Origin of the sequence: Leptolyngbya sp. Cla-17, assembly GCF_016807185.1 — a bacterium.
GTDB lineage: Bacteria > Cyanobacteriota > Cyanobacteriia > Leptolyngbyales > Leptolyngbyaceae > ULC077BIN1.
Genome location: NZ_JAEVYN010000001.1, coordinates 2,001,487 through 2,020,504, shown reverse-complemented (window position 1 = coordinate 2,020,504; position 19,018 = coordinate 2,001,487). Strand labels below are relative to the sequence as shown.

At 46.6% G+C, this 19,018-nt stretch carries 19 protein-coding genes; 5 read left to right on the top strand and 14 right to left on the bottom strand.

All coding sequences use genetic code 11. The features are described from left to right. The first annotated feature begins 68 nt into the window (after nt 1-68). The gene (locus JOY44_RS08965; RefSeq protein WP_171573255.1) at nt 69-527 is read left to right on the top strand and encodes an NUDIX hydrolase; all 459 of its coding nucleotides are present in this window, start codon (nt 69-71) and stop codon (nt 525-527) included. Between the two features lie 78 nt (nt 528-605). On the opposite strand, the gene JOY44_RS08960 is transcribed toward JOY44_RS08965, so the two are convergent. Then, entirely contained in the window at nt 606-1,757 is a 1,152-nt protein-coding gene (locus JOY44_RS08960; RefSeq protein WP_171573254.1) for an ATP-binding protein, read from the bottom strand. A gap of 165 nt (nt 1,758-1,922) precedes the next feature. Between JOY44_RS08960 and JOY44_RS08955 the strand changes: the two genes are divergently transcribed. Together JOY44_RS08955 and recF are read left to right on the top strand one after the other, a co-directional pair. Beyond that, complete coding sequence (locus tag JOY44_RS08955) at nt 1,923-4,784, top strand: cation-translocating P-type ATPase (RefSeq protein WP_171573253.1); 2,862 nt, start codon at nt 1,923-1,925, stop codon at nt 4,782-4,784. A gap of 149 nt (nt 4,785-4,933) precedes the next feature. After that, nucleotides 4,934-6,022, top strand: a complete 1,089-nt coding sequence (recF, locus tag JOY44_RS08950) for a DNA replication/repair protein RecF (RefSeq protein ID WP_415881098.1) — start codon at nt 4,934-4,936, stop codon at nt 6,020-6,022. Between the two features lie 201 nt (nt 6,023-6,223). Here recF and JOY44_RS08945 read toward each other — a convergent pair whose 3' ends face one another. Then, complete coding sequence (locus tag JOY44_RS08945; RefSeq protein ID WP_197985080.1) at nt 6,224-6,802, bottom strand: hypothetical protein; 579 nt, start codon at nt 6,800-6,802, stop codon at nt 6,224-6,226. Nucleotides 6,803-6,948: 146 nt separating this feature from the next. On the opposite strand from JOY44_RS08945, the gene JOY44_RS08940 reads away from it, so the two are divergent. Next, nucleotides 6,949-7,362, top strand: coding sequence for an MAPEG family protein (locus JOY44_RS08940; RefSeq protein ID WP_197985079.1), 414 nt, complete (start codon nt 6,949-6,951; stop codon nt 7,360-7,362). A gap of 191 nt (nt 7,363-7,553) precedes the next feature. On the opposite strand, the gene JOY44_RS08935 is transcribed toward JOY44_RS08940, so the two are convergent. Then, complete coding sequence (locus JOY44_RS08935; RefSeq protein WP_171573251.1) at nt 7,554-8,978, bottom strand: NADP-dependent isocitrate dehydrogenase; 1,425 nt, start codon at nt 8,976-8,978, stop codon at nt 7,554-7,556. 384 nt (nt 8,979-9,362) lie between these two features. Between JOY44_RS08935 and JOY44_RS08930 the strand changes: the two genes are divergently transcribed. Next, nucleotides 9,363-10,034 (top strand): response regulator transcription factor, encoded by a 672-nt coding sequence (locus tag JOY44_RS08930; RefSeq protein WP_171573250.1) that lies wholly within the window; start codon nt 9,363-9,365, stop codon nt 10,032-10,034. Here JOY44_RS08930 and JOY44_RS08925 read toward each other — a convergent pair. From JOY44_RS08925 to rpsK, 11 genes are all read right to left on the bottom strand, one after another. Beyond that, nucleotides 10,031-11,296 carry an ABC transporter permease gene (locus JOY44_RS08925; protein ID WP_171573249.1) on the bottom strand — a complete coding sequence of 422 codons (1,266 nt, stop codon included), beginning with the start codon at nt 11,294-11,296 and terminating at the stop codon, nt 10,031-10,033. The two genes, JOY44_RS08930 and JOY44_RS08925, sit on opposite strands and share 4 nt — an antisense overlap. An 8-nt stretch (nt 11,297-11,304) precedes the next feature. Next, a complete protein-coding gene (locus JOY44_RS08920; protein WP_197985078.1) occupies nt 11,305-12,651 on the bottom strand; it encodes an efflux RND transporter periplasmic adaptor subunit in 1,347 nt (448 codons plus the stop codon). 234 nt (nt 12,652-12,885) lie between these two features. Then, complete coding sequence (locus JOY44_RS08915; protein WP_171573248.1) at nt 12,886-13,665, bottom strand: photosystem II S4 domain protein; 780 nt, start codon at nt 13,663-13,665, stop codon at nt 12,886-12,888. Nucleotides 13,666-13,667: 2 nt separating this feature from the next. Continuing rightward, nucleotides 13,668-14,780 (bottom strand): peptide chain release factor 1, encoded by a 1,113-nt coding sequence (prfA, locus tag JOY44_RS08910; RefSeq protein ID WP_171573247.1) that lies wholly within the window; start codon nt 14,778-14,780, stop codon nt 13,668-13,670. A 95-nt stretch (nt 14,781-14,875) separates the two neighbouring features. Further along, nucleotides 14,876-15,124, bottom strand: coding sequence for a 50S ribosomal protein L31 (gene rpmE, locus JOY44_RS08905; RefSeq protein ID WP_171573246.1), 249 nt, complete (start codon nt 15,122-15,124; stop codon nt 14,876-14,878). Between the two features lie 95 nt (nt 15,125-15,219). Further along, complete coding sequence (gene rpsI, locus JOY44_RS08900; protein ID WP_171573245.1) at nt 15,220-15,627, bottom strand: 30S ribosomal protein S9; 408 nt, start codon at nt 15,625-15,627, stop codon at nt 15,220-15,222. Next, nucleotides 15,627-16,082 (bottom strand): 50S ribosomal protein L13, encoded by a 456-nt coding sequence (gene rplM, locus JOY44_RS08895; RefSeq protein WP_171573244.1) that lies wholly within the window; start codon nt 16,080-16,082, stop codon nt 15,627-15,629. The genes rpsI and rplM overlap by 1 nt, the downstream gene beginning before the upstream one ends. Before the next feature lie 55 nt (nt 16,083-16,137). Next, nucleotides 16,138-16,989: a tRNA pseudouridine(38-40) synthase TruA gene (gene truA / locus JOY44_RS08890; RefSeq protein WP_171573243.1), complete on the bottom strand. Its 852-nt coding sequence runs from the start codon at nt 16,987-16,989 to the stop codon at nt 16,138-16,140. A gap of 19 nt (nt 16,990-17,008) precedes the next feature. After that, nucleotides 17,009-17,359, bottom strand: a complete 351-nt coding sequence (gene rplQ / locus JOY44_RS08885; RefSeq protein WP_171573242.1) for a 50S ribosomal protein L17 — start codon at nt 17,357-17,359, stop codon at nt 17,009-17,011. Nucleotides 17,360-17,424: 65 nt separating this feature from the next. Beyond that, on the bottom strand, nt 17,425-18,375 hold the full coding sequence (locus JOY44_RS08880; RefSeq protein ID WP_171573241.1) for a DNA-directed RNA polymerase subunit alpha: 951 nt from the start codon (nt 18,373-18,375) through the stop codon (nt 17,425-17,427). A gap of 135 nt (nt 18,376-18,510) precedes the next feature. Beyond that, complete coding sequence (gene rpsK, locus JOY44_RS08875) at nt 18,511-18,906, bottom strand: 30S ribosomal protein S11 (RefSeq protein WP_171573240.1); 396 nt, start codon at nt 18,904-18,906, stop codon at nt 18,511-18,513. Nucleotides 18,907-19,018 lie beyond the last annotated feature (112 nt).

Sequence of the window (19,018 nt, the reverse complement as noted above, 5' to 3'; positions counted from 1 at the left end):
TTAAGTTGCTTTGCTAACCTATGAACAGGTTTTAGCTAATTTGTGAATTACTGGAGAGGTATCATTCAATGACTTCTGACGTTCAGGCTGAACTGATTTCTACTCCTCTGCCGACTGTAGCGCTAGCCATTCTCTATCACGAGGGCAAGTTTCTAATGCAGTTGCGAGATGATAATCCTGCTATTCTGCATCCCGGTCATTGGGGATTTTTTGGGGGGCATCTAGAGCCGGGAGAAACTGCTGAAACAGGTGTGCAGCGTGAGTTGGTGGAAGAACTTAGCTATTGTCCGCCAGTCTTGACGCTATTTGATTGCCATCAAGATACCTATGTCACTCGCTATATTTATCATGGGCAATTAGATAAGACCGTGGGTGAACTGGTTTTGGGAGAAGGGATGGATTTGGACTGGTTTACGCCGGAAGACATTGAACGGGGCGATCGCTACTCTGCCAAAATTAACGAAGTGCGCCCTTTAGGAAAGCCCCATCGGGAGATCTTGCTTAACTTCATCAAAAGTGCGGGGTAAAGAGTACAGAGTTAGGAGTACGGAGTTGGGAGTGTAAGTATTTGAACTCTATAACCCCGAACTTCGAACTCTTTTCCTCTACGCCAATCGATGTTTTAGCCAAAACGCCAGTAGGGGCATGGTGATGCGGTAACCATACTCAGCCCCATACACCAAGCCTTTTTGCTGCAAACTAGCGATCGCTCCTTGCAGACCGCCACCGCGAGATAAATGGTGTTTTTGAATATACTCCCGCGAATGAGGGCTATCGGTTGGGTCAAGCGCCAAACTCTCCAGCAGCCGCACTTGGCTAGGCGGCAAAAGCATTAACAAAGCCTCAAAAGTTCGTGCAAGATCCTCTACCAATGCTAGGGTGCTGCTGTGAACTTGCTCTGGTTGGATCAGATCCGACGAGGAGAAAGGAGAGAGGACAGAGTGAGAAGAATTACTGGTTAGAGATGTTGAAAAGCAATTAACCTCAGCAATTTTTGTAAGCTGGTGATTTTGCCAAAGACGACGCATAAGGGCGATCGCGTCGCCAAAATTGCCTTGTATGTAGTCTAGAAATAAAGTCAGCGCTTGAGGTTGAAAGGTGAGTCCTTGAGCTGCCATCACTTTCTCTAGCCAAGGCTGAAGATCTTCCGATTTCAGCGGACCTAACAACACCACTTGCAACTCGCTTTGCAACACCCAACTTTCGGCAACGGTGGCAATAAATGCATAGCTCACCTGCGGCTGCCGCTGAATTTCTTGGCGAAGATAGTTCTCCCACTGCTGCGATCGATCCCAAGAGCGAATGTGAGGAAAGTTTTGAAACACAATCACAATGCGACAAATGAGCCATTCTGCCAGGGTTTGGGGTAACCCTAACAGTGCTTCCAACACCGTCCATTTGTCTGTAGACGTTTTCTGCCAAACGAGTTGCGTTCCATTAGCAGTGTGTTCTAAGCGAATGGGTTGCTGGGTGCTCCAATTCTGAATGAGCGATCGCTCAGTAGTAGACTTAAACGCTTGCAATAGTCCTTCGGCAAATAGATGTAAAAAGCGATCGCTGTCGGTTGCTCTCAAACAATCAATTTCGATCACGCGAGCCTCCATGCGCTCAGCCGCATAACGAACTAAAGTACGGCGACCACTTCCGGGAACTCCAGCAATGAGCAGGTCACCATCTATAGCAAGAACTTGGCTTACCTGATTCAGCTCTGCTTGCCGACCTATTAAGTATTCAATGTTACAAGAATCAGCACCCATAAAGTGACGGAGGGCGAGTCAAATAATGTAGTAGTGTGAAAAATTAAGCCCTCCATATCGGCTTAACTTTTGCAAAGTTCGCACTATATAATAGTGCTGTCAGGTACAATCCTAACACGATACTCAACTGCTGTTTGCTCTGTAACACCTTTCCCTTATCTTGCTATGACAATCCAGTCTCCCTCCTCAAATCCCGCTGTGTCTTGGCATTCGACAAGTGTAGATAAGACTCTAGAATCTTTTCAAAGCGATCGCCAAGTAGGGTTAACAACCTCCCAAGTGACGCAAAGCCGTGAGCGCTACGGAGTCAATGAGCTTGAAGAAATTGCTGGACGTAGCCCCTGGCAAATTCTGCTAGATCAGTTCACAAACATCATGCTGATCTTGCTGATTGCGGTAGCAGTGGTGTCTGGTGTTTTGGATTTTGTCAATTTGCAAGCTGGTAATATCAAACCGGGTGAAATTCCCTTTAAAGATACGATCGCGATTTTGGCGATCGTTATCCTTAACGGGCTATTGGGTTATTTCCAAGAGATCAAAGCCGAAAAAGATTTGGCAGCCCTCAAGCGGATGACTTCTTCACGAGTGCGAGTGATCCGAGACGGCAAAACTTTAGAAATAGACTCTAAAGATTTGGTGCCAGGAGATCTGATGCTGTTAGAAGCTGGAGTCCAAGTGGCTGCCGATGCTCGCTTGATTGAGGAAGCCAACCTACAAGTTCGTGAGGCTGCCCTTACTGGAGAAGCTCTTGCAGTCACCAAGACAGTAAATGTGGAGCTGCCCGAAGATACTTCCCTAGGTGATCGCACCAACTTGATTTTCCAGGGAACTGATGTAGTGCAGGGAAGAGCCAGCGCGATCGTCACCAATACGGGTATGAAAACCGAACTTGGGCGCATTGCTACCATGCTGCAATCGGTTGAATCAGAACCCACACCTTTGCAGCGGCGGATGGATTTACTGAGTAAAACTCTGGTAACCGGGGCATTGGTGTTAGTAGCTATAGTTGTGGTTGGCGGCATCCTGTATCTGGGTCTAGGTGCATGGCAAGAACTACTAGAAGTGTCCCTGAGTATGGCAGTGGCGATCGTGCCCGAAGGCTTACCCGCCGTCATTACAGTCACCCTTGCCCTAGGCACACAGCGGATGGTACGACGCAATGCCTTGATCCGCAAATTGCCTGCTGTAGAAACCCTGGGTTCCGTAACCACCATTTGTTCCGACAAGACGGGTACTCTGACCCAAAACAAAATGGTTGTAAAGCTCCTGGATACCTGCACCGCCTCTCTGCGAGTCAGTGGTGAAGGCTATGATCCCCTTGGCAACTTTTATACTGTTACCGAAAAGCTAGACTCTGCCCTTCCGGTTTCCCCAGAAGACGAGCCTGAACTGCTCAATTTGCTCACCGCTTGCACGGTTTGCAACGATGCCGTCCTCCAAAAAGAAGCCGGAAACTGGGTAATTTTAGGAGATCCCACCGAAGGAGCGTTGCTCTCAGTTGCAGGTAAAGCAGGCTTCCAGAAAGATTTGCTCATAGGTAAGCTACCTCGTGTCGATGAAATTCCTTTTTCATCAGAACGCAAGCGCATGAGTGTGATTGTAGAGGCATCAAACAAAGAAGAGATAGAAATAGAAACTAGCGACATATCTAGCTACATGATGTTCACCAAAGGATCGGCAGAGTTGATCCTAGAACGCTGTACCAAAATTCAAGTCGATGATGAAGCTCAACCCCTAACGGCTGATCAACGCAATAAAATCTTAGAGCGCAACAACCAGATGGCAGAAAGAGGACTGCGCGTTCTGGGTTTCTCCTGCAAACCATTGACAACAGTTCCAGAGACGCAGAATGAAGATCTTGTAGAACAAGAACTCGTTTGGTTGGGCTTGGTAGGTATGTTAGATGCGCCCCGTCCTGAAGTCCGAGAGGCAGTTGCTCGTTGCCGCTCGGCAGGCATCCGTACCGTCATGATTACCGGAGATCATCAGTTGACTGCAAAAGCGGTTGCAGAGGATTTAGGCATCGTACAGGTCAACGACAATCAAGCTGCTGATCAACCAACGCGAGTTTTGACCGGGCGCGAATTGCAAGTTATGTCTGACTCTGAGATGGATCAAGTCGTTGAGAAGGTAAGTGTTTATGCACGAGTTGCACCAGAGCACAAGCTGCGAATTGTGCAGTCATTGCAGCGCAAACACCACATTGTTGCAATGACCGGTGATGGAGTGAATGATGCTCCTGCTCTAAAACAGGCAGATATCGGTATTGCCATGGGAATTACAGGCACAGATGTCAGCAAAGATGCGAGCGATATGGTGTTGCTGGACGATAACTTTGCGACGATCGTGGCGGCAACCGAAGAAGGGCGGGTGGTTTATAACAACATTCGCCGCTTTATTAAATACATTTTAGGTAGCAACATTGGTGAACTTCTGACGATTGCAGCGGCACCGCTGATTGGGCTGGGAGGAGTGCCATTGTCACCTCTGCAAATTTTGTGGATGAATCTGGTCACGGATGGCTTGCCTGCTTTAGCGCTTGCAGTCGAACCGGCTGACCCCAATGTGATGAAACGCCCTCCATATGATCCACAAGAGAGCATTTTTGCCCGTGGTTTAGGGGCTTATATGCTGCGAATTGGTTTAATTCTTGCTATCTTGTCAATCGTTTTAATGGTGGGTGCTTATAACTATACGAAAGGCACTCCTGATCCCGATCGCTGGAAAACAATGGTGTTCACCACTCTCTGTCTCGCCCAAATGGGACATGCGCTGGCAATTCGCTCTAGCACTCGCTTGACGATTGAAATGAACCCATTCTCCAATCCCTACGTGTTGGCATCTGTGGTTTTGACTAGCATTTTGCAACTCATGCTGATTTACGTGCCAGCGCTACGCAGCTTTTTTGGAACGCACTATCTCAGCCTGAATGAGTTAGGGGTATGCGTCGGATTTAGTTTATTGATGTTTGTTTGGATCGAAATGGAGAAATTGGTTTATCGCTGGGTTGCACTCAGAAAGAAATAGCGCGCAAAATCTACAAATCGCAGGATTGAGGCTAATCAGCACTGAGTGATAGGCTTTTGCTAGATATATAGATCTTTGCCGTTACTCTGGGTCGCATGTACCTCCGATCGCTCCACTTACATCAGTTTCGCAATTATTTAGATCAGCTGGTGGAGTTTTCGGCTCCTAAAACGATTCTGGTAGGTAATAACGCTCAAGGTAAGTCCAACCTGCTAGAGGCAGTGGAGTTGTTATCAACTCTAAGATCGCATCGAACTTCTCACGATCGCGACTTCATTCGAGAAGCTGCTGCGATCGGGCAAATTTCTGCTCAACTGGAGCGTGATCTAGGGGCTGTTGATCTCTCTATTACTTTTAGAAACTCCAGCCGCCGCACCGTCGCCCTCAATGCTCAATCGCTTCGTCGCCAGTTAGATTTTTTAGGAATGCTGAACATCGTTCAGTTTTCCAGCTTAGACCTTGATTTAGTACGAGGTGGACCTGATCAGCGTCGCAACTGGTTAGATTCATTACTAATTCAACTAGAGCCTATTTACGCATCTATTTTGCAGCAATACACCCATATATTGCGGCAGCGCAACGCGTTGTTGCGGAGCCGGGCTTCCCAGAGCGTCAGCCCCGAATCTGAAGTTAGGAGTCAGCCATCGACTTCTACTTCTGAACTTGCCCTTTGGGATGCCCAACTGGCAGTCGCCGGAACACGAGTGATTCGACGGCGATCGCGGGTTGTTCAGCGAATTGCACCCCTGGCAACCTATTGGCATCGCGAAATCAGCGGCAGTACAGAGGAGTTACTGGTCAGCTATGTGCCCAATGTTGAACTGCAAAGTGACGACCCGAATATCGTGCAGCAGGCGTTTTTAGCAAAAATTCAGGAGCGGGCGATCGCCGAACAATATCAGCACACAACCCTGGTGGGTCCTCATCGAGATGAAGTTAATTTCAGTATCAACCAAACATCTGCACGCCAATATGGTTCTCAAGGACAGCAACGCACCTTAGTCTTGGCATTAAAGCTGGCTGAGCTAAAGCTAATTGAAGACGTAATCGGTGAGCCGCCGCTACTATTACTAGACGATGTGTTGGCAGAACTAGACTTAAACCGTCAAAATCAACTGCTTGATGCGATTCAAGATCGCTTTCAAACGTTAATCACCACAACGCACCTCGGTTCTTTTGATGCCCAATGGCTCAATTCCTCGCAAATTTTTACGGTTAAAGCAGGTCAAATATTTTAAGCAGGCGCAGCAAGGAGAAGTTTAAGATGAGTAACATCTCACCATCCTTTTGTTAGTAGGAAGCTCTTTATATGGCTAGACGATATAAGCCCCGCGAATTTGCGATCGATGCAGTGTTTATGATTTGCCTCAGCATCCTACTCAAGCTAGCGGCTCCGATGTAGCTTTGAACCAGTTTTGGCAAGTTAAGCTAAAGCGTTTTTACGTGGGTAAGCCAGCAAAAACTTGTTTAACAATCTGACAGGCTTTGTCATCCAGACGGTGCCAATCGACTTCGCCTGTTTCATCAAATAGACTGACCTCGATCGCAACGCTTTCGCCAATAGGTTCATCTTCGGCGTGGGAAGTGCCATGGATTGAGTCGTAATTTTGAAAGCAAATTTGGTAACACAAATCCCATAGATCAACCGTAATCTGATGATCGCCCCGGGAAAGATAGAGCCAATATCCTGGAAACGGTGTAGGAAGCTGGGATAGCTGCTGTTCGATCGCCTCAGTTTGCACCTCAGTTGCGCCTTCTAACTGGCTACGAAGCTGCATTACTAATGCCTTTGTGCTTTCACTGGTGCCCTCTGCCCACACTTGCACATCTTTGTAGTCTCCCCGCCAATCAGAGTCTTCAAGCTGTTTTCCCAGATTGGCAATCAGTCGAATAAACGCAGGTTGCATCAGGAGTTCTGCCTGCTGCCATATTTGCATCGTTTGAAACTTAGGCATTTTACCTTCTAAAGCGATCGCAATAACTGGGCATTTCTCCAGCAACTCAGGGTAGCGAAGCAATCGTCACGACTCAAGTTTTTGTAACAAAAGGACAGGGAAGGAAACAAATCGCGATCGCAATACGAGCAAAATGGTTTCATCGTCATACCTCCCTAAAGCCCACTCAGTGCCTTAGTATTTAGAAATTCCATCGTACAAAGTGATCTATGGCTGGTTTATCTCTATCTATCTACGCTTTTCCTAGTTTGATTACTAGCTTGGCACTACTGCTGTATTCGGTGGTTACATTAAACGTTGGTCGAGCGCGGATGAAATATGGGGTAATGCCACCCGCAATGACGGGCGACCCTAGCTTTGAGCGGGTGCTGCGGGTGCAGCAAAACACTTTGGAACAAATGATTATGTTTTTGCCTGCCTTATGGCTGTTTTCAATCTATGTAAGTCCTTATTGGGGTGCCGGAATTGGAGCCGTGTGGGTGATTGGTCGCATTCTGTATGCTTGGGGATATTATCAGGAGGCAAAGAAGCGTGGACCTGGATTTGGTATCAGTTTTTTGAGTGTGGCGGTTCTAATATTAGGTTCGTTAATAGGACCGATATTATCGTTGATGCAAAGCTAGCGACCGCTCAGTGCTTTCGCCTACCCAAAAATTTTAAGAATTGAATATTTCAGCAGCAAGGTAAGTCTCAAAAGCTAAATGGGAATGAGCAATTAGCCTAAATCAGGGTGCAGCGATCGCAACGGTTGAGAATAAAAGCTCCGGGTCTCATGAGATCCGGAGCTTGTTCATGAAATTGCAGGCAGCGATCGCTAAAATCGTTTAATAATCGCTTCCGCAAACTCAGAACATTTCAGTGGCGGCTCCACTGGCGGTTCCATTAATCGGGCTAAATCGTAAGTTACCTCACGATTGGAGATTGCCTCGCCCAAGCCTTTTTTAATCAGGTCTGCGGCTTCTTGCCAGCCCATATATTCCAGCATCATCACACCAGAAAGAATCAATGAGCCTGGATTGACCCGATCCAATCCAGCATGTTTGGGTGCTGTACCATGAGTTGCTTCAAAAATGGCACAGGAATCACCAATATTGGCTCCAGGACCCATCCCTAATCCACCCACGATCGCCGCCGCGGCATCTGATAAATAATCGCCATTCAGGTTCATGGTTGCCAAAATGGAGTATTCATCAGGACGGGTTTGGATCTGCTGAAAAATGCTATCGGCAATGCGATCGTTCACCATTACCTTTTCCTTCCACTTGCGATTTCCGTGAGTTTCCCAAATGTCATCCAGCACTTGCTCCACTTCAGCACAGATGATATCTCGTTTTTCCACAGTTAATCCATCAAAGCCGGGGTCAATCATCCGAGCATTTTCTTCTAGAGAGAGGTCTGAATTTTTTTCTTTATTTCCCAAAATCCAAGATTCTCGCTCAGTGACGCATTCCGCTCGAAACTCACTCGTTGCCAGTTCATAGCCCCAATCGCGGAATGCCCCTTCGGTATATTTCATGATGTTGCCCTTATGCACTAGGGTCACCATTTGCTTATTTTTAGGCAACCTCAACGCATGTTGCATGGCACGGCGCACCAAACGCTGAGATCCCATTTTGCTAATAGGTTTGATGCCAATTCCTGCATCTAGAGGAATCTGTTTTTTACCATGTTCTGGGGTTCCAGGGATGAAATCTTCGTTGAGGATTTTGATCAAGCGATCGCACATTTCAGTCCCCTGCTTCCATTCAATCCCCAGATAAATATCCTCTGTATTTTCCCGATAGATAATTACGTCTAGCTTTTCAGGCGTTTTGTGGGGCGAGGGAGTGCCTTCGTAATAGCGACAAGGGCGAATGCAAGTGTAAAGATCAAAAATTTGGCGGAGTGCTACATTCAGCGATCGGATTCCTCCACCAATCGGCGTGGTCAACGGTCCTTTAATTGCTACACCATAAGTTTTAATGGCTGTCAGCGTATCTTCAGGTAAATATTGATAGGTTCCATACAGTTCGCAAGCTTCATCGCCGGTGTAAACCTTGAACCAGGAAATTTTGCGTTTTCCTCCATAAGCACTTGCCACAGCCGCATCAAAGACTCGTTGAGACGCAGGCCATAGGTCAATTCCGGTTCCATCCCCACGAATAAAAGGAATGATTGGGTCATCCGGAACTATAGGTTCTCCATGCTGAAACGTAATCGTAGAACCCGTAGTTGGAGGGCTAATCTTTTCGTAAGTCATTGATGTCGCTCCAGTATAACGGCAGGCAATCATCAGGTAATTGGTTCCTCATTTGAGCCACCTGCTTCATGCCGCTCGGTTAGGTTATCTCAAGTTGGGAACTGTGAACTGTTTTTTTTGAGCAGATTGCAAAATTTTTCTGTCAGTACACCTTCTTCAACTGCTTTGCAGGAAGCTGCATGCCCAGATTGAGTCAGATAAATTTTGGGCTTTTTTGAGATAAAAGCAATGAATACCTAGAAAATTTGCATCTCTCTGGGAATGCTAAATAAATCAAGTAGAACAACTACTTGATTAGTGAAGCTAGCACAGGGTCAAGCTCTGATAGAAACTGTCAGAATCTTTTTAGGTGATCTGTCTACACAGGCTATACAGGAAATTCAGATGAAACGAGTACTCGTGGTTGATGATGACACGACTCTGCGAATGGCGCTAACGCGCTATTTAGAGAAACGGGGTTACCTGGTTCAAAGTGTAGGTTCAGCGCCAGAAGCCCTTAGCGCTGTAGAAGCAGATCCGCCTGATCTGATCGTGTCGGATGTGATGATGCCTGAGATGGACGGGTTTGAGTTCTGCCGTCGATTGCGAGCCATGCGCAGTGGGCAGTTGGTTCCATTCATATTTCTCTCTAGCAAGGGAGAAGTGGAAGCCCGCATACAAGGGCATTCTATGGGAGCAGATGACTATTTAATGAAGCCTTTTGAACCCCTTGAGCTGTTGGCAAAAATTGAGGCGCAACTAGAGCGATCGCGGCGCATTCATTCTGAAATCGTTCGGCTGATGCAAAAAGCAGATTCAGAAAACTCAGCAAGTCCGGCTCATCCGCCCCAACCTCTGCTGCCGTTAACGCCAGCAGAGGAAAAAGTATTTTGGGAGGTTGTGCAGGGCTTAACCAACAAGCAAATAGGCGATCGCTTATTTGTCAGTCCGCGCACGGTGCAAACCCATTTAAGTAACATATTGAACAAACTTGACCTAGAAAATCGCTCTCAACTGGTTCGATTTGCGTTTGAACAAGGTTACAAGCCACCCACTACAAAACAGGCATCAAACTAATCGCTTCTGAGAGCCGCTATCGGATCAAGCCGAGCCGCGTTACGAGCGGGAATCACGCCGGCGATTAACCCTACGGTTGTAGATAGAACAAGCCCAGCGGCGATCGACCAAAGAGAAACTACAAAAGGAAAACGGAAAAGTTGAGCCGCAGCAAAAGCTAACCCGACACCCAGAGCAATTCCAATTGCGCCGCCGATGATCGATACGACGATCGCTTCTGTCAAAAATTGGCTAAGTACTGCACTGTTAGTGGCTCCTACCGCTTTACGGATACCAATTTCGCGGGTGCGCTCCACAACAGAAACCAGCATAATGTTGGCAATCCCAATCCCGCCAACAATCAGAGAAATGCCTGCGATCGCTCCTACCATGACAGTAAATAATCCAACAATGTTACCAAAGGCATTGATGATGTCAATTTGATTACTCAATCGGAAGTCATCCGGTTGAGGCGGATATATATTATGCCGAATCCGTAGCAGGTTGGTGACCTGAAATTGAGCCGCTTCCAATTCCGCATCGTTTTCAGCTTGCAGCCAAAAACCACTAATGGATATGCCATTAATCGCATTGTTTCCCACAATGCGAGAAGACATGTTGGTTAATGGAATGTAAACGCGATCGTCTTGATCTTGCCCACCTACTGAGCCTTTTGGCTCCATCACTCCAATTACGGTGTAGCTACCACCTTGAATGCGAATGCTGTTTCCTATAGCATTGCTAGCCGATCCAAAGAGCTCGTCTCGTACCTTGCTACCTAAAACCGTAACGGGTTTAGCAGTATCCAAATCATCCTGATTAAAAAATTGCCCTACTTGAGGATAAATATTTTTGACCTCTGGATAGTTCAAATCAACCCCCAAAAGGCTAGTTGATGTATTTTGCCCTGAATAAACCACTTGAGTTGAGCGCTGGAGATAAGCGGTCACTGCTTTGGCTGAAGGAGCTTGGCTGGCAACTGCCTGAGCATCTTCCCATGTCAACGTTGATGCAGAACCGCTTCCCTGGCTAATTCCTCCAGAGCGGGCAACCCCAGACAATACCAGCATCACGTTTGAGCCTAATGCTTGAATTTGCTGCTCAGTTGCTTTTTGAACGCCTTGCCCTACCGAAGTGACTGTAATGACAGAGGCAATGCCGATAATCACCCCCAGCATAGTCAACGCGGTACGTAGACGGTTGCTCCAAAGCGCACTGAGCGCCATAGTCAACACTTCAAATAACGGAACAGTGGTTGGGCGAATTCGAGTAGGCTGTACCATGTATCCTCTTAACGCTGTCGCGAACCACCAGAACCGCCGCCACCTCCCATCCCCGGCAGCATTGAGGGCGTTCTAGATTGAGGACGCTCTCCTTGAGCAAAACTGAGCATGACGCGATCGCCGACTTGCAACCCAGATAGCACGACTGTTTTATCGGTGACGCTGACTCCAGTGGTAATGGGGCGAAACTCTGAGCGGCGATCGCCTCCCTCTCTACCCATGACTAACACACCGCTAGCTCCTTCTTGCCGCACGATCGCCACAGTTGGAATCACCAATACATCGCTTAACGTGCCAACTTTAAAATCCACGTCCACACTCATTCCAGCTCGAAGCAACTTTGAAGGATCAGCAATAGAAGATTTGACTTCAAAACTAGTGACATTTTGTACCGTGGTAGATTGGGTCGCAAGTTGAATCACTTTTCCTGTAAAGATTTTGCCAGGATACGCATCTACTTTAATCTCAACAGATTGACCGAGTTTAATCTGAGCGATATTAGACTCCGCTACATTTGCCATGATTTGATTGTTAGAAGCCAGAGACAAAATCGAGGAGGATGTGGCGGAAGAGACTGCACTGCCAGAGGTCGTTGGAGTAACAAAGGCTCCAGGATCGGCAAACTTTTTGGTAACCACGCCACTAAATGGCGCACGAATCACGGCGTCGGCAATCTGGATCTGAACGGTTTGAAGGGACCCTTCAGCAGTAGTCACTTGAGCACTAGCTTCCGCAATCTCTTCGGGACGCGACCCTGCTTGCTGGAGGGAAAGCGCCTGTTTGTTTAAAGTAAGTTGGGCGATCGCGCTATCTCGATCTGCCAAGGAGTTGTTTAACTCTCGCTGAGAAATTGCTCCAGTATTGAACAATCGCTGATTTTGTTGCAAGGTTTGTTCTGTTTTTCTCACAAGAGCTTCAGCATCACGAACACGCGCCTGCGCTTGGGCAATATCTTGAGTCCGATTGCCTGCTAGCAGTCGCTGTAGATTGGCTTGGGCAGATTCAACTTGCCCTCTTGCTTGGGTAAGCTGTCCTTGAAAATTGGAATCATCCATGTAGGCAAGAATTTGACCCTGCTCAACGCGATCGCCCTCCTTCACCAACAGTTCTTTCAGCTTCCCGGATGTTTTTGGACTCACGTTCACTGAGCGTTCTGGTTGGACGGTGCCATTTGCCGAAATTGTCACAGGTAAGTTGACTTGCTCAACTGCCACAGCTCTTCCACGCCGTCTGCTTTCCTTAGGATTAGCAGCGGTCATCTGGGTAAACACCACATAGCCGATACCTGCCAGTAGACCCAATACTAGTAGAGTAATTAGCCACTTGGGTACTCCCAGTTTTTTTAGGTCTTTCACAGGTCTGCTCTTTGATAGGTCAACAGCATTTCAGACTATGAATCTCTTTCCATAAGCAAGAAAGCTTATCTTATGGAAAGAGGATATGGAGCATATTTCTCTTAGACTCTAACGCCTAAAGAATGGTTCAAGCTCTAGCTATTCATTAGGATAGTTATAAATTTACTTTCTTTAATTTCTCAGCATCCAGTATGCAGAAATTCTTTTTCACTCGGCCTGGATGGATGCGTACTCTTAAACAAAGCGGGTTAACTGGACGCGATAGCGATCTTTTTTGGTGATCATGACATCGCCCACTTCAACTCGTCCCTTACTGCTAACAGCAATCAAGTCACCTGATTTAACTGCATAACTGGCACTTGAGATGTCTTTCCAGTTAACCCGCACATCGCCAGCAGAGATGAGATCAGCCATTTTGCTCCGCGACATGCCAAATCCTGCGGAGGCGATCGCATCTAACCGCATAGACGCTTCGACTGTCACAAGTTCCTTCTTTTTAGGTTCCCGAATTTTGAGTTCGCTCAGCTCAATGCGTCTAGTCTTAACTGGGACTGATCGCACTTGAGTTAAGGTTGCTGTGAGAAAATCTGCCAGTTCTGGAACCACGATCGCCTGTCCGCCTCTTTCACCCAAAACGATGATGTCGCCCACTTTATCCCGAACAATGCCAGTTCCTAGTAGTGCACCTAAAAAATCTCGGTGAGTTGCTGGGTCAAACAGAAAATTTCCAGCGATTTCCAGCGCTGTAAGTTCAACTTGAGCTGAGTCAAGAGGAATGTCTGAACGGGCGATCGCTAAGCGCTGACGTTCCGCTTGAGGATAGCCACCCCAGGAAACTACATGAACTTCCGTTAGCTGACCAAAAACTTTTTGAGCTTCAGCTAGCTCAGGAGGGGAAAGAAAATCTGCGGTTACTACTTCCCAGGTTTTGATTGCCTGATCCGCCAGATCAATAACTCGCGCCATCGTTTCGCGATTCTCAACCTGTTTAAGCAGATCTTCTCGTGGCAACATATTTATACAGCCGAAGCCTGACCGTTACTCTCAGCCGCAAGCAATTCCAGTCGCTCTTGCTGGTCCTGAGAAATACAGGTCTGGATCAAAGTATCGACATCTCCTTCCAAAATTGGGGGAAGGGAAAAATTTTGATTTAATCGGTGATCAGTCACTCGACTATCTTTGTAGTTATAAGTACGAATTTTTTCGGAGCGTGAGCCAGTGCCGACTTGCATTTTGCGGGCAGAACTCACTGCATCTTGCTGCTCTTGTAGCTTTAGTTCATACAGCTTTGCCCGCAAAATTTGCATGGCACGTTCCCGGTTTTGAAGCTGCGATCGCTCTTCCGTGCATTTGATTCGAATACCTGTCGGCTTATGCATTAAGTCAACAGCGGTTTCTACCTTGTTCACGTTCTGACCACCTGCACCACCTGAGCGCATGGTGGTCATTTCAATATCTTTTGCGTCGATGTGAACTTCCACATCATCTACTTCTGGCATCACTGCAACCGTTGCAGTCGAAGTGTGGACTCGACCTTGTGCCTCAGTCACGGGAACGCGCTGTACTCGATGAACTCCTGCCTCAAATTTGAGCTTGCTGTAAACGCGATCGCCCTGAATTTCAAGGATGATTTCTTTAAAGCCACCCATGTCAGCGAGAGACTCACTAACTAACTTCACTCTCCAACCTTGACTCTCAGCATATTTTGAATACATCCGCAGCAGGTCGCCGGCCCAAATACTAGCCTCATCTCCGCCCGTACCCGCTCGAATTTCCAACATGATGTTTTTGTCATCATTAGGATCGGTTGGCAGCAGTAAAACCTTTAGACGGGTTTCTAGCAGAGCTAGCTTTTCCTCTAGCTCTACGACCTCTAAAGATGCCATTTCCTGCAACTCCAAATCACCGCCTGACTCTTTTAAGATCTGCCGTGCTTCATCAATAGAAATTTGGGCATCTTTCCAGGTTCCATAGGTGACAACAACTTCTTCCAAGGAAGCACGTGTCTTTGCCACCTTTTGAAACTCAGTTGGGTCCTTCGCAACATCAGGATCAGCGAGTCGCCGAGTCAACTCATTAAAAGTTTGTTCAACCGATTGGAGCTTATCAAGCAGGTAGGCTTCAGCCATAAACAGAAAGGCTCGTCAAGGTGAGCAGGTAATTGGATGTATTCAACATTCGCCGAACATCTTAACCAAATTAGTTAAAACGCTGTGATACCTAACTAAGCTTTCTTATCGCTTTGATCGGAGCTTTGTTCAGAACTATCGACCATGCCATACTTACGCAAGAAACGCTCAACTCGCCCTTCAGTATCAATCAGCTTTTGAGTCCCTGTAAAGAAAGGGTGATTGCCAGACCAGACATCAACATTAAGTTCGGGCTTAGTAGAACCCACTGTCATTACAACTTCACCATTACAATAGACTTTGGCTTCGGGATACCATGTGGGATGGATGTCTGACTTGGGCATAACTTGCTCGCTTTTATGATCTTAACTACGTCAATTCTAACAATCTGATCTGAACAGCCGAATAGCAATCAGGCAAAAATCTTTTACCCAACGCACTAACGCTTCGAGAACTGAGGTGCCTTCCGCGCTTTCCGCAAACCGTACTTCTTACGTTCCTTAGCGCGCGGATCGCGAGTTAAATATCCCTCAGTTTTCAATGGTTTGCGATTATCTGGATCAAGCTGGCACAACGCACGGGCAACACCTAAGCGAACTGCATCAGCTTGCCCCGTCAAACCTCCACCATGGGCATTCACCAGAATGTCATATTCACCTTCTAGCCCAAGTGTCTCCAAAGGAGCTTTAGTAGCTGACAGGTACTCCGGATTGAATTGTAGGTAAAGGTCACCAGGCTTGCCGTTAATGGTTAATTGACCATTTCCAGGAACCAGGCGTACCCGCGCTACCGCCGACTTGCGACGACCTGTTCCCATGTATACAACGCGTCCTTCCGTAGCTTGCATTATGATTCTTCTCCTGGAATGGTGTTGATTTCAAGAATGGTAGGTTTTTGAGCCTGATGGGGATGATCAGATCCGGCATAGACATTGAGTTTGGTAAAAAGCTGCCGCCCTAGAGTGTTTTTGGGCAGCATTCCTTTAATAGCTTGCTCAATAATTCTTTCTGGAACACGAGCTTGTAATTTAGCAAACGTTTCTGTTTTCATTCCGCCTGGGCGACCAGAATGACGGCGATAAAGCTTCTGAGTGCGCTTTTTGCCTGTTACGCCAACCTTATCTGCATTGATGACGATAACAAAATCGCCAACATCCATAAAAGGGGTGTAGCTCGGCTTGTTTTTGCCTCGAAGTACCCTTGCAATTTCACTTGCAAGTCGACCAAGCCGCTGATTGGTCGCATCTACGACGTACCATTTGCGCTCAATGGTATCGATGGGAGGAAGATAGGTTTTATTCATGATGGTCACCTGTAAACAAGGAATAAAGAAACTCGATTATTAAGTGGTTAATCAACTAAATGACTCCGTTAGAGAAGTCGGAGAGGGATGAAAAGACAAAGGAGGGCTGGGTGTCGAACCATATCTCAGGAGGAAATGGAAACTCAGCGTAGCCTACTCGTAGAAGACATAAACCTTGGGCTGGTGCTGAATATTTCACATCTCCACGCCGTTCTGCAGTCCACAAATTTGTAAAGCTACTAGGTGATCGCAATCCTTGACCAACTTGAACCAATAACCCTACTAACAACCTCATCATTCCGTACAAAAAACCACTCGCCTGAACCTCAATTGAAACGAATGGGCCCTGTCGATCGCATTTGGCAGCTTGAACATCTACCCAAGAATGAGGACGTTTAGAACCTGCCCTATGGAATGCAGCCAAATGGTGATGACCGATTAGAGGGTCTAAGGCTTGCTGAATTAAAGTTTCACTTAATGGCTCATGATAGTAGTGCCAACAGAAAGGACGAACAAATAGATTTGGATGAGAATCGGTATACAGAAGGTATCGATACCGTCGCCAAAGCGCTGAGAATCGAGCGTGCCAATTATCCGATACCGCAGCCGAAGCTCGAATTAAGATATCTTCTGGTAATCGAGCATTCAGGATACTTGCCCATCGGTGAGCCGGAATTACAACTGGCGCATTAAAGTGAGCAACTTGTGCAGCAGCATGCACACCAGTATCAGTTCGACCTGCACCATGGATACGAACTGGAAAACCTAAAGTGCTTTGCAACACCAACTCAATCTCTTCTTGAATGGTGCGATGATTTGGCTGCCATTGCCATCCATGAAAGTGAGTACCCAAGTATTGAATGACAAGGGCAATGCGCTGAGTTGGCTGCAAATCGACAGAAATCATATCGCAAACTTAAGACAATTCAGATCAACTCAATAAATGCCATTTCAGCATTGTCACCACGACGAGGAACAGTTCGTATGATTCGGGTGTATCCACCTTGGCGATCGCCATATCGAGCAGTGGCTTGCTCGAACAAAGCATGAACCAACTGCTTGTCGTATATGTAGCCCATTGCTTGCCGTCTAGCAGGTAAGGAGCCATCTTTTGCCAAAGTAATCATACGTTCAGCTTCTGAACGAACAGCTTGTGCACGAACTTTAGTAGTTTTTATTCGACCATTTCGGATTAACTCAGTCGTCAAAGCTCTTAAAAGAGCTTTACGCTGATCGGCCGGTTTCCCAAGCATAGGGACATTACAACGATGACGCATAGAACTATCAGTGAATAACGATTATTGCTCAACTTGATGGTAAAGAAGATTTTTGAAAATCTCCATTAATGATTGCTTTTAGAGGATTTTTCCTGAGGTAAGGTAATCCCTAAACGTTGCTGCAATGCTTCAACAACTTCTTCAGCGGACTTCTGCCCAAAATTTTTAATCTCTAGCAAATCCTCTTGAGTATAATCAAGCAGATCCGCTACAGAGTTAATTTGAGCGCGTTTCAAACAGTTATACGCACGAACTGAAAGTTGTAGTTCCTCAATTGGAATTTGATTGGCAGGATCATTATCCTCATCATCATCCTTTTCAGTTGGTTCAAACGTAATCTCTTTGAGTGGATTAAATAGATCTACTAGAATGTTAGCAGCCTGACTTAACGCTTCTTGTGGAGTTAGACTACCGTTAGTCCAAACTTCCATCACTAAACGATCCTTTTCGAGAGTTTCACCAATCCGTGCGTCTTCGACCGAGTAATTCACCTTGCGTACAGGCATGAATATTGAGTCAATTTGAAGAAAGTCTAGCGCAGCAGCATCATCACGACTTTTATCTACTCCTCGATAGCCTTTACCCTTTTCAACTCGAAACTCCATCTCTAGAACAGAACCCGCCGAGAGCGTCGCAATATACTGATCTGGATCAACCAACTCTACATCAGAAGGAAGCTCAAATTGCTCAGCTGTCACAGTTGCAGGACCCTGAACAAATAGCCGCCCGATTTGAGGCTGAGAAGAATAGGTTTTGAGCACAACCTTCTTCATATTTAGAAGAATATCCAGTACATCTTCTCGCACACCAGGAACCGTAGCAAATTCATGACTAACACCCGCAATTCGCACCGCGGTAATAGCCGCTCCTTCAAGATTGGAAAGCAATACACGCCGTAAGGCATTACCAAGGGTTGTACCCTGTCCTCTCTCTAAAGGCTCAATTACAAATCGGCTAATTTGACTGTAATCTTTCTCGATTTTTGATTCAACGCACTCAACTTGAAAGTGTGCCACTGAGCGTCTTCTCCCTCTGAACTATGAAGGTTAATTCCTTTGCAAACCTTGGCAGCTTGAAACCCGGTGCAAACAACAAACCTCGTTAATAAACTCAAACTGATGTAAAAAGCTTTAACCGTTGAGCACTGATGGCTAAACTCGGCGACGCTTAGGAGGACGGCAACCATTGTGAGGAATTGGAGTGACATCCCGAATCAAAGTAATCTCTAGACCTGCTCCTTGAAGCGCTCTGATGGCGGTCTCACGCCCTGCACCAGGACCACTCACCATTACCTCAAGTTGCCGCATTCCTTGATCAGCAGCACGGCGCGCAGCATTTTCAGCTGCTGTTTGAGCTGCGAAAGGAGTACCTTTCTTAGCACCTTTAAATCCACTAGAGCCTGCTGATGCCCATGAGATTACTTCTCCATTTGAGTCAGCAATTGTAACGATAGTGTTGTTAAAGGTAGATTGAATGTGAGCAACACCACTTGGAATATTTTTTTTCTGTTTACGTGGGCCGGTGCGCTTTTGTTGTCTTGGTGGCATTTCCTAATTCCTACATCAACCTAATCAATGAACATTTTTGTTGTCTTTATACTGCTTAGGATAGTAATGATTCGCATCCTACCCAAGATCGGCGTTATGAAGCTGCCTTACG

What these genes read in the sequence shown, in the direction of transcription:
- JOY44_RS08965 (WP_171573255.1), top strand. Translation starts at nt 69, where the DNA reads ATGACTTCTGACGTTCAGGCTGAACTGATTTCTACTCCTCTGCCGACT.
- JOY44_RS08960 (WP_171573254.1), bottom strand. Translation starts at nt 1,757, where the DNA reads ATGGGTGCTGATTCTTGTAACATTGAATACTTAATAGGTCGGCAAGCA.
- JOY44_RS08955 (WP_171573253.1), top strand. Translation starts at nt 1,923, where the DNA reads ATGACAATCCAGTCTCCCTCCTCAAATCCCGCTGTGTCTTGGCATTCG.
- JOY44_RS08940 (WP_197985079.1), top strand. Translation starts at nt 6,949, where the DNA reads ATGGCTGGTTTATCTCTATCTATCTACGCTTTTCCTAGTTTGATTACT.
- JOY44_RS08935 (WP_171573251.1), bottom strand. Translation starts at nt 8,978, where the DNA reads ATGACTTACGAAAAGATTAGCCCTCCAACTACGGGTTCTACGATTACG.
- JOY44_RS08930 (WP_171573250.1), top strand. Translation starts at nt 9,363, where the DNA reads ATGAAACGAGTACTCGTGGTTGATGATGACACGACTCTGCGAATGGCG.
- JOY44_RS08925 (WP_171573249.1), bottom strand. Translation starts at nt 11,296, where the DNA reads ATGGTACAGCCTACTCGAATTCGCCCAACCACTGTTCCGTTATTTGAA.
- JOY44_RS08915 (WP_171573248.1), bottom strand. Translation starts at nt 13,665, where the DNA reads ATGTTGCCACGAGAAGATCTGCTTAAACAGGTTGAGAATCGCGAAACG.
- prfA (WP_171573247.1), bottom strand. Translation starts at nt 14,780, where the DNA reads ATGGCTGAAGCCTACCTGCTTGATAAGCTCCAATCGGTTGAACAAACT.
- rpmE (WP_171573246.1), bottom strand. Translation starts at nt 15,124, where the DNA reads ATGCCCAAGTCAGACATCCATCCCACATGGTATCCCGAAGCCAAAGTC.
- rpsI (WP_171573245.1), bottom strand. Translation starts at nt 15,627, where the DNA reads ATGCAAGCTACGGAAGGACGCGTTGTATACATGGGAACAGGTCGTCGC.
- rplM (WP_171573244.1), bottom strand. Translation starts at nt 16,082, where the DNA reads ATGAATAAAACCTATCTTCCTCCCATCGATACCATTGAGCGCAAATGG.
- truA (WP_171573243.1), bottom strand. Translation starts at nt 16,989, where the DNA reads ATGATTTCTGTCGATTTGCAGCCAACTCAGCGCATTGCCCTTGTCATT.
- rplQ (WP_171573242.1), bottom strand. Translation starts at nt 17,359, where the DNA reads ATGCGTCATCGTTGTAATGTCCCTATGCTTGGGAAACCGGCCGATCAG.
- rpsK (WP_171573240.1), bottom strand. Translation starts at nt 18,906, where the DNA reads ATGCCACCAAGACAACAAAAGCGCACCGGCCCACGTAAACAGAAAAAA.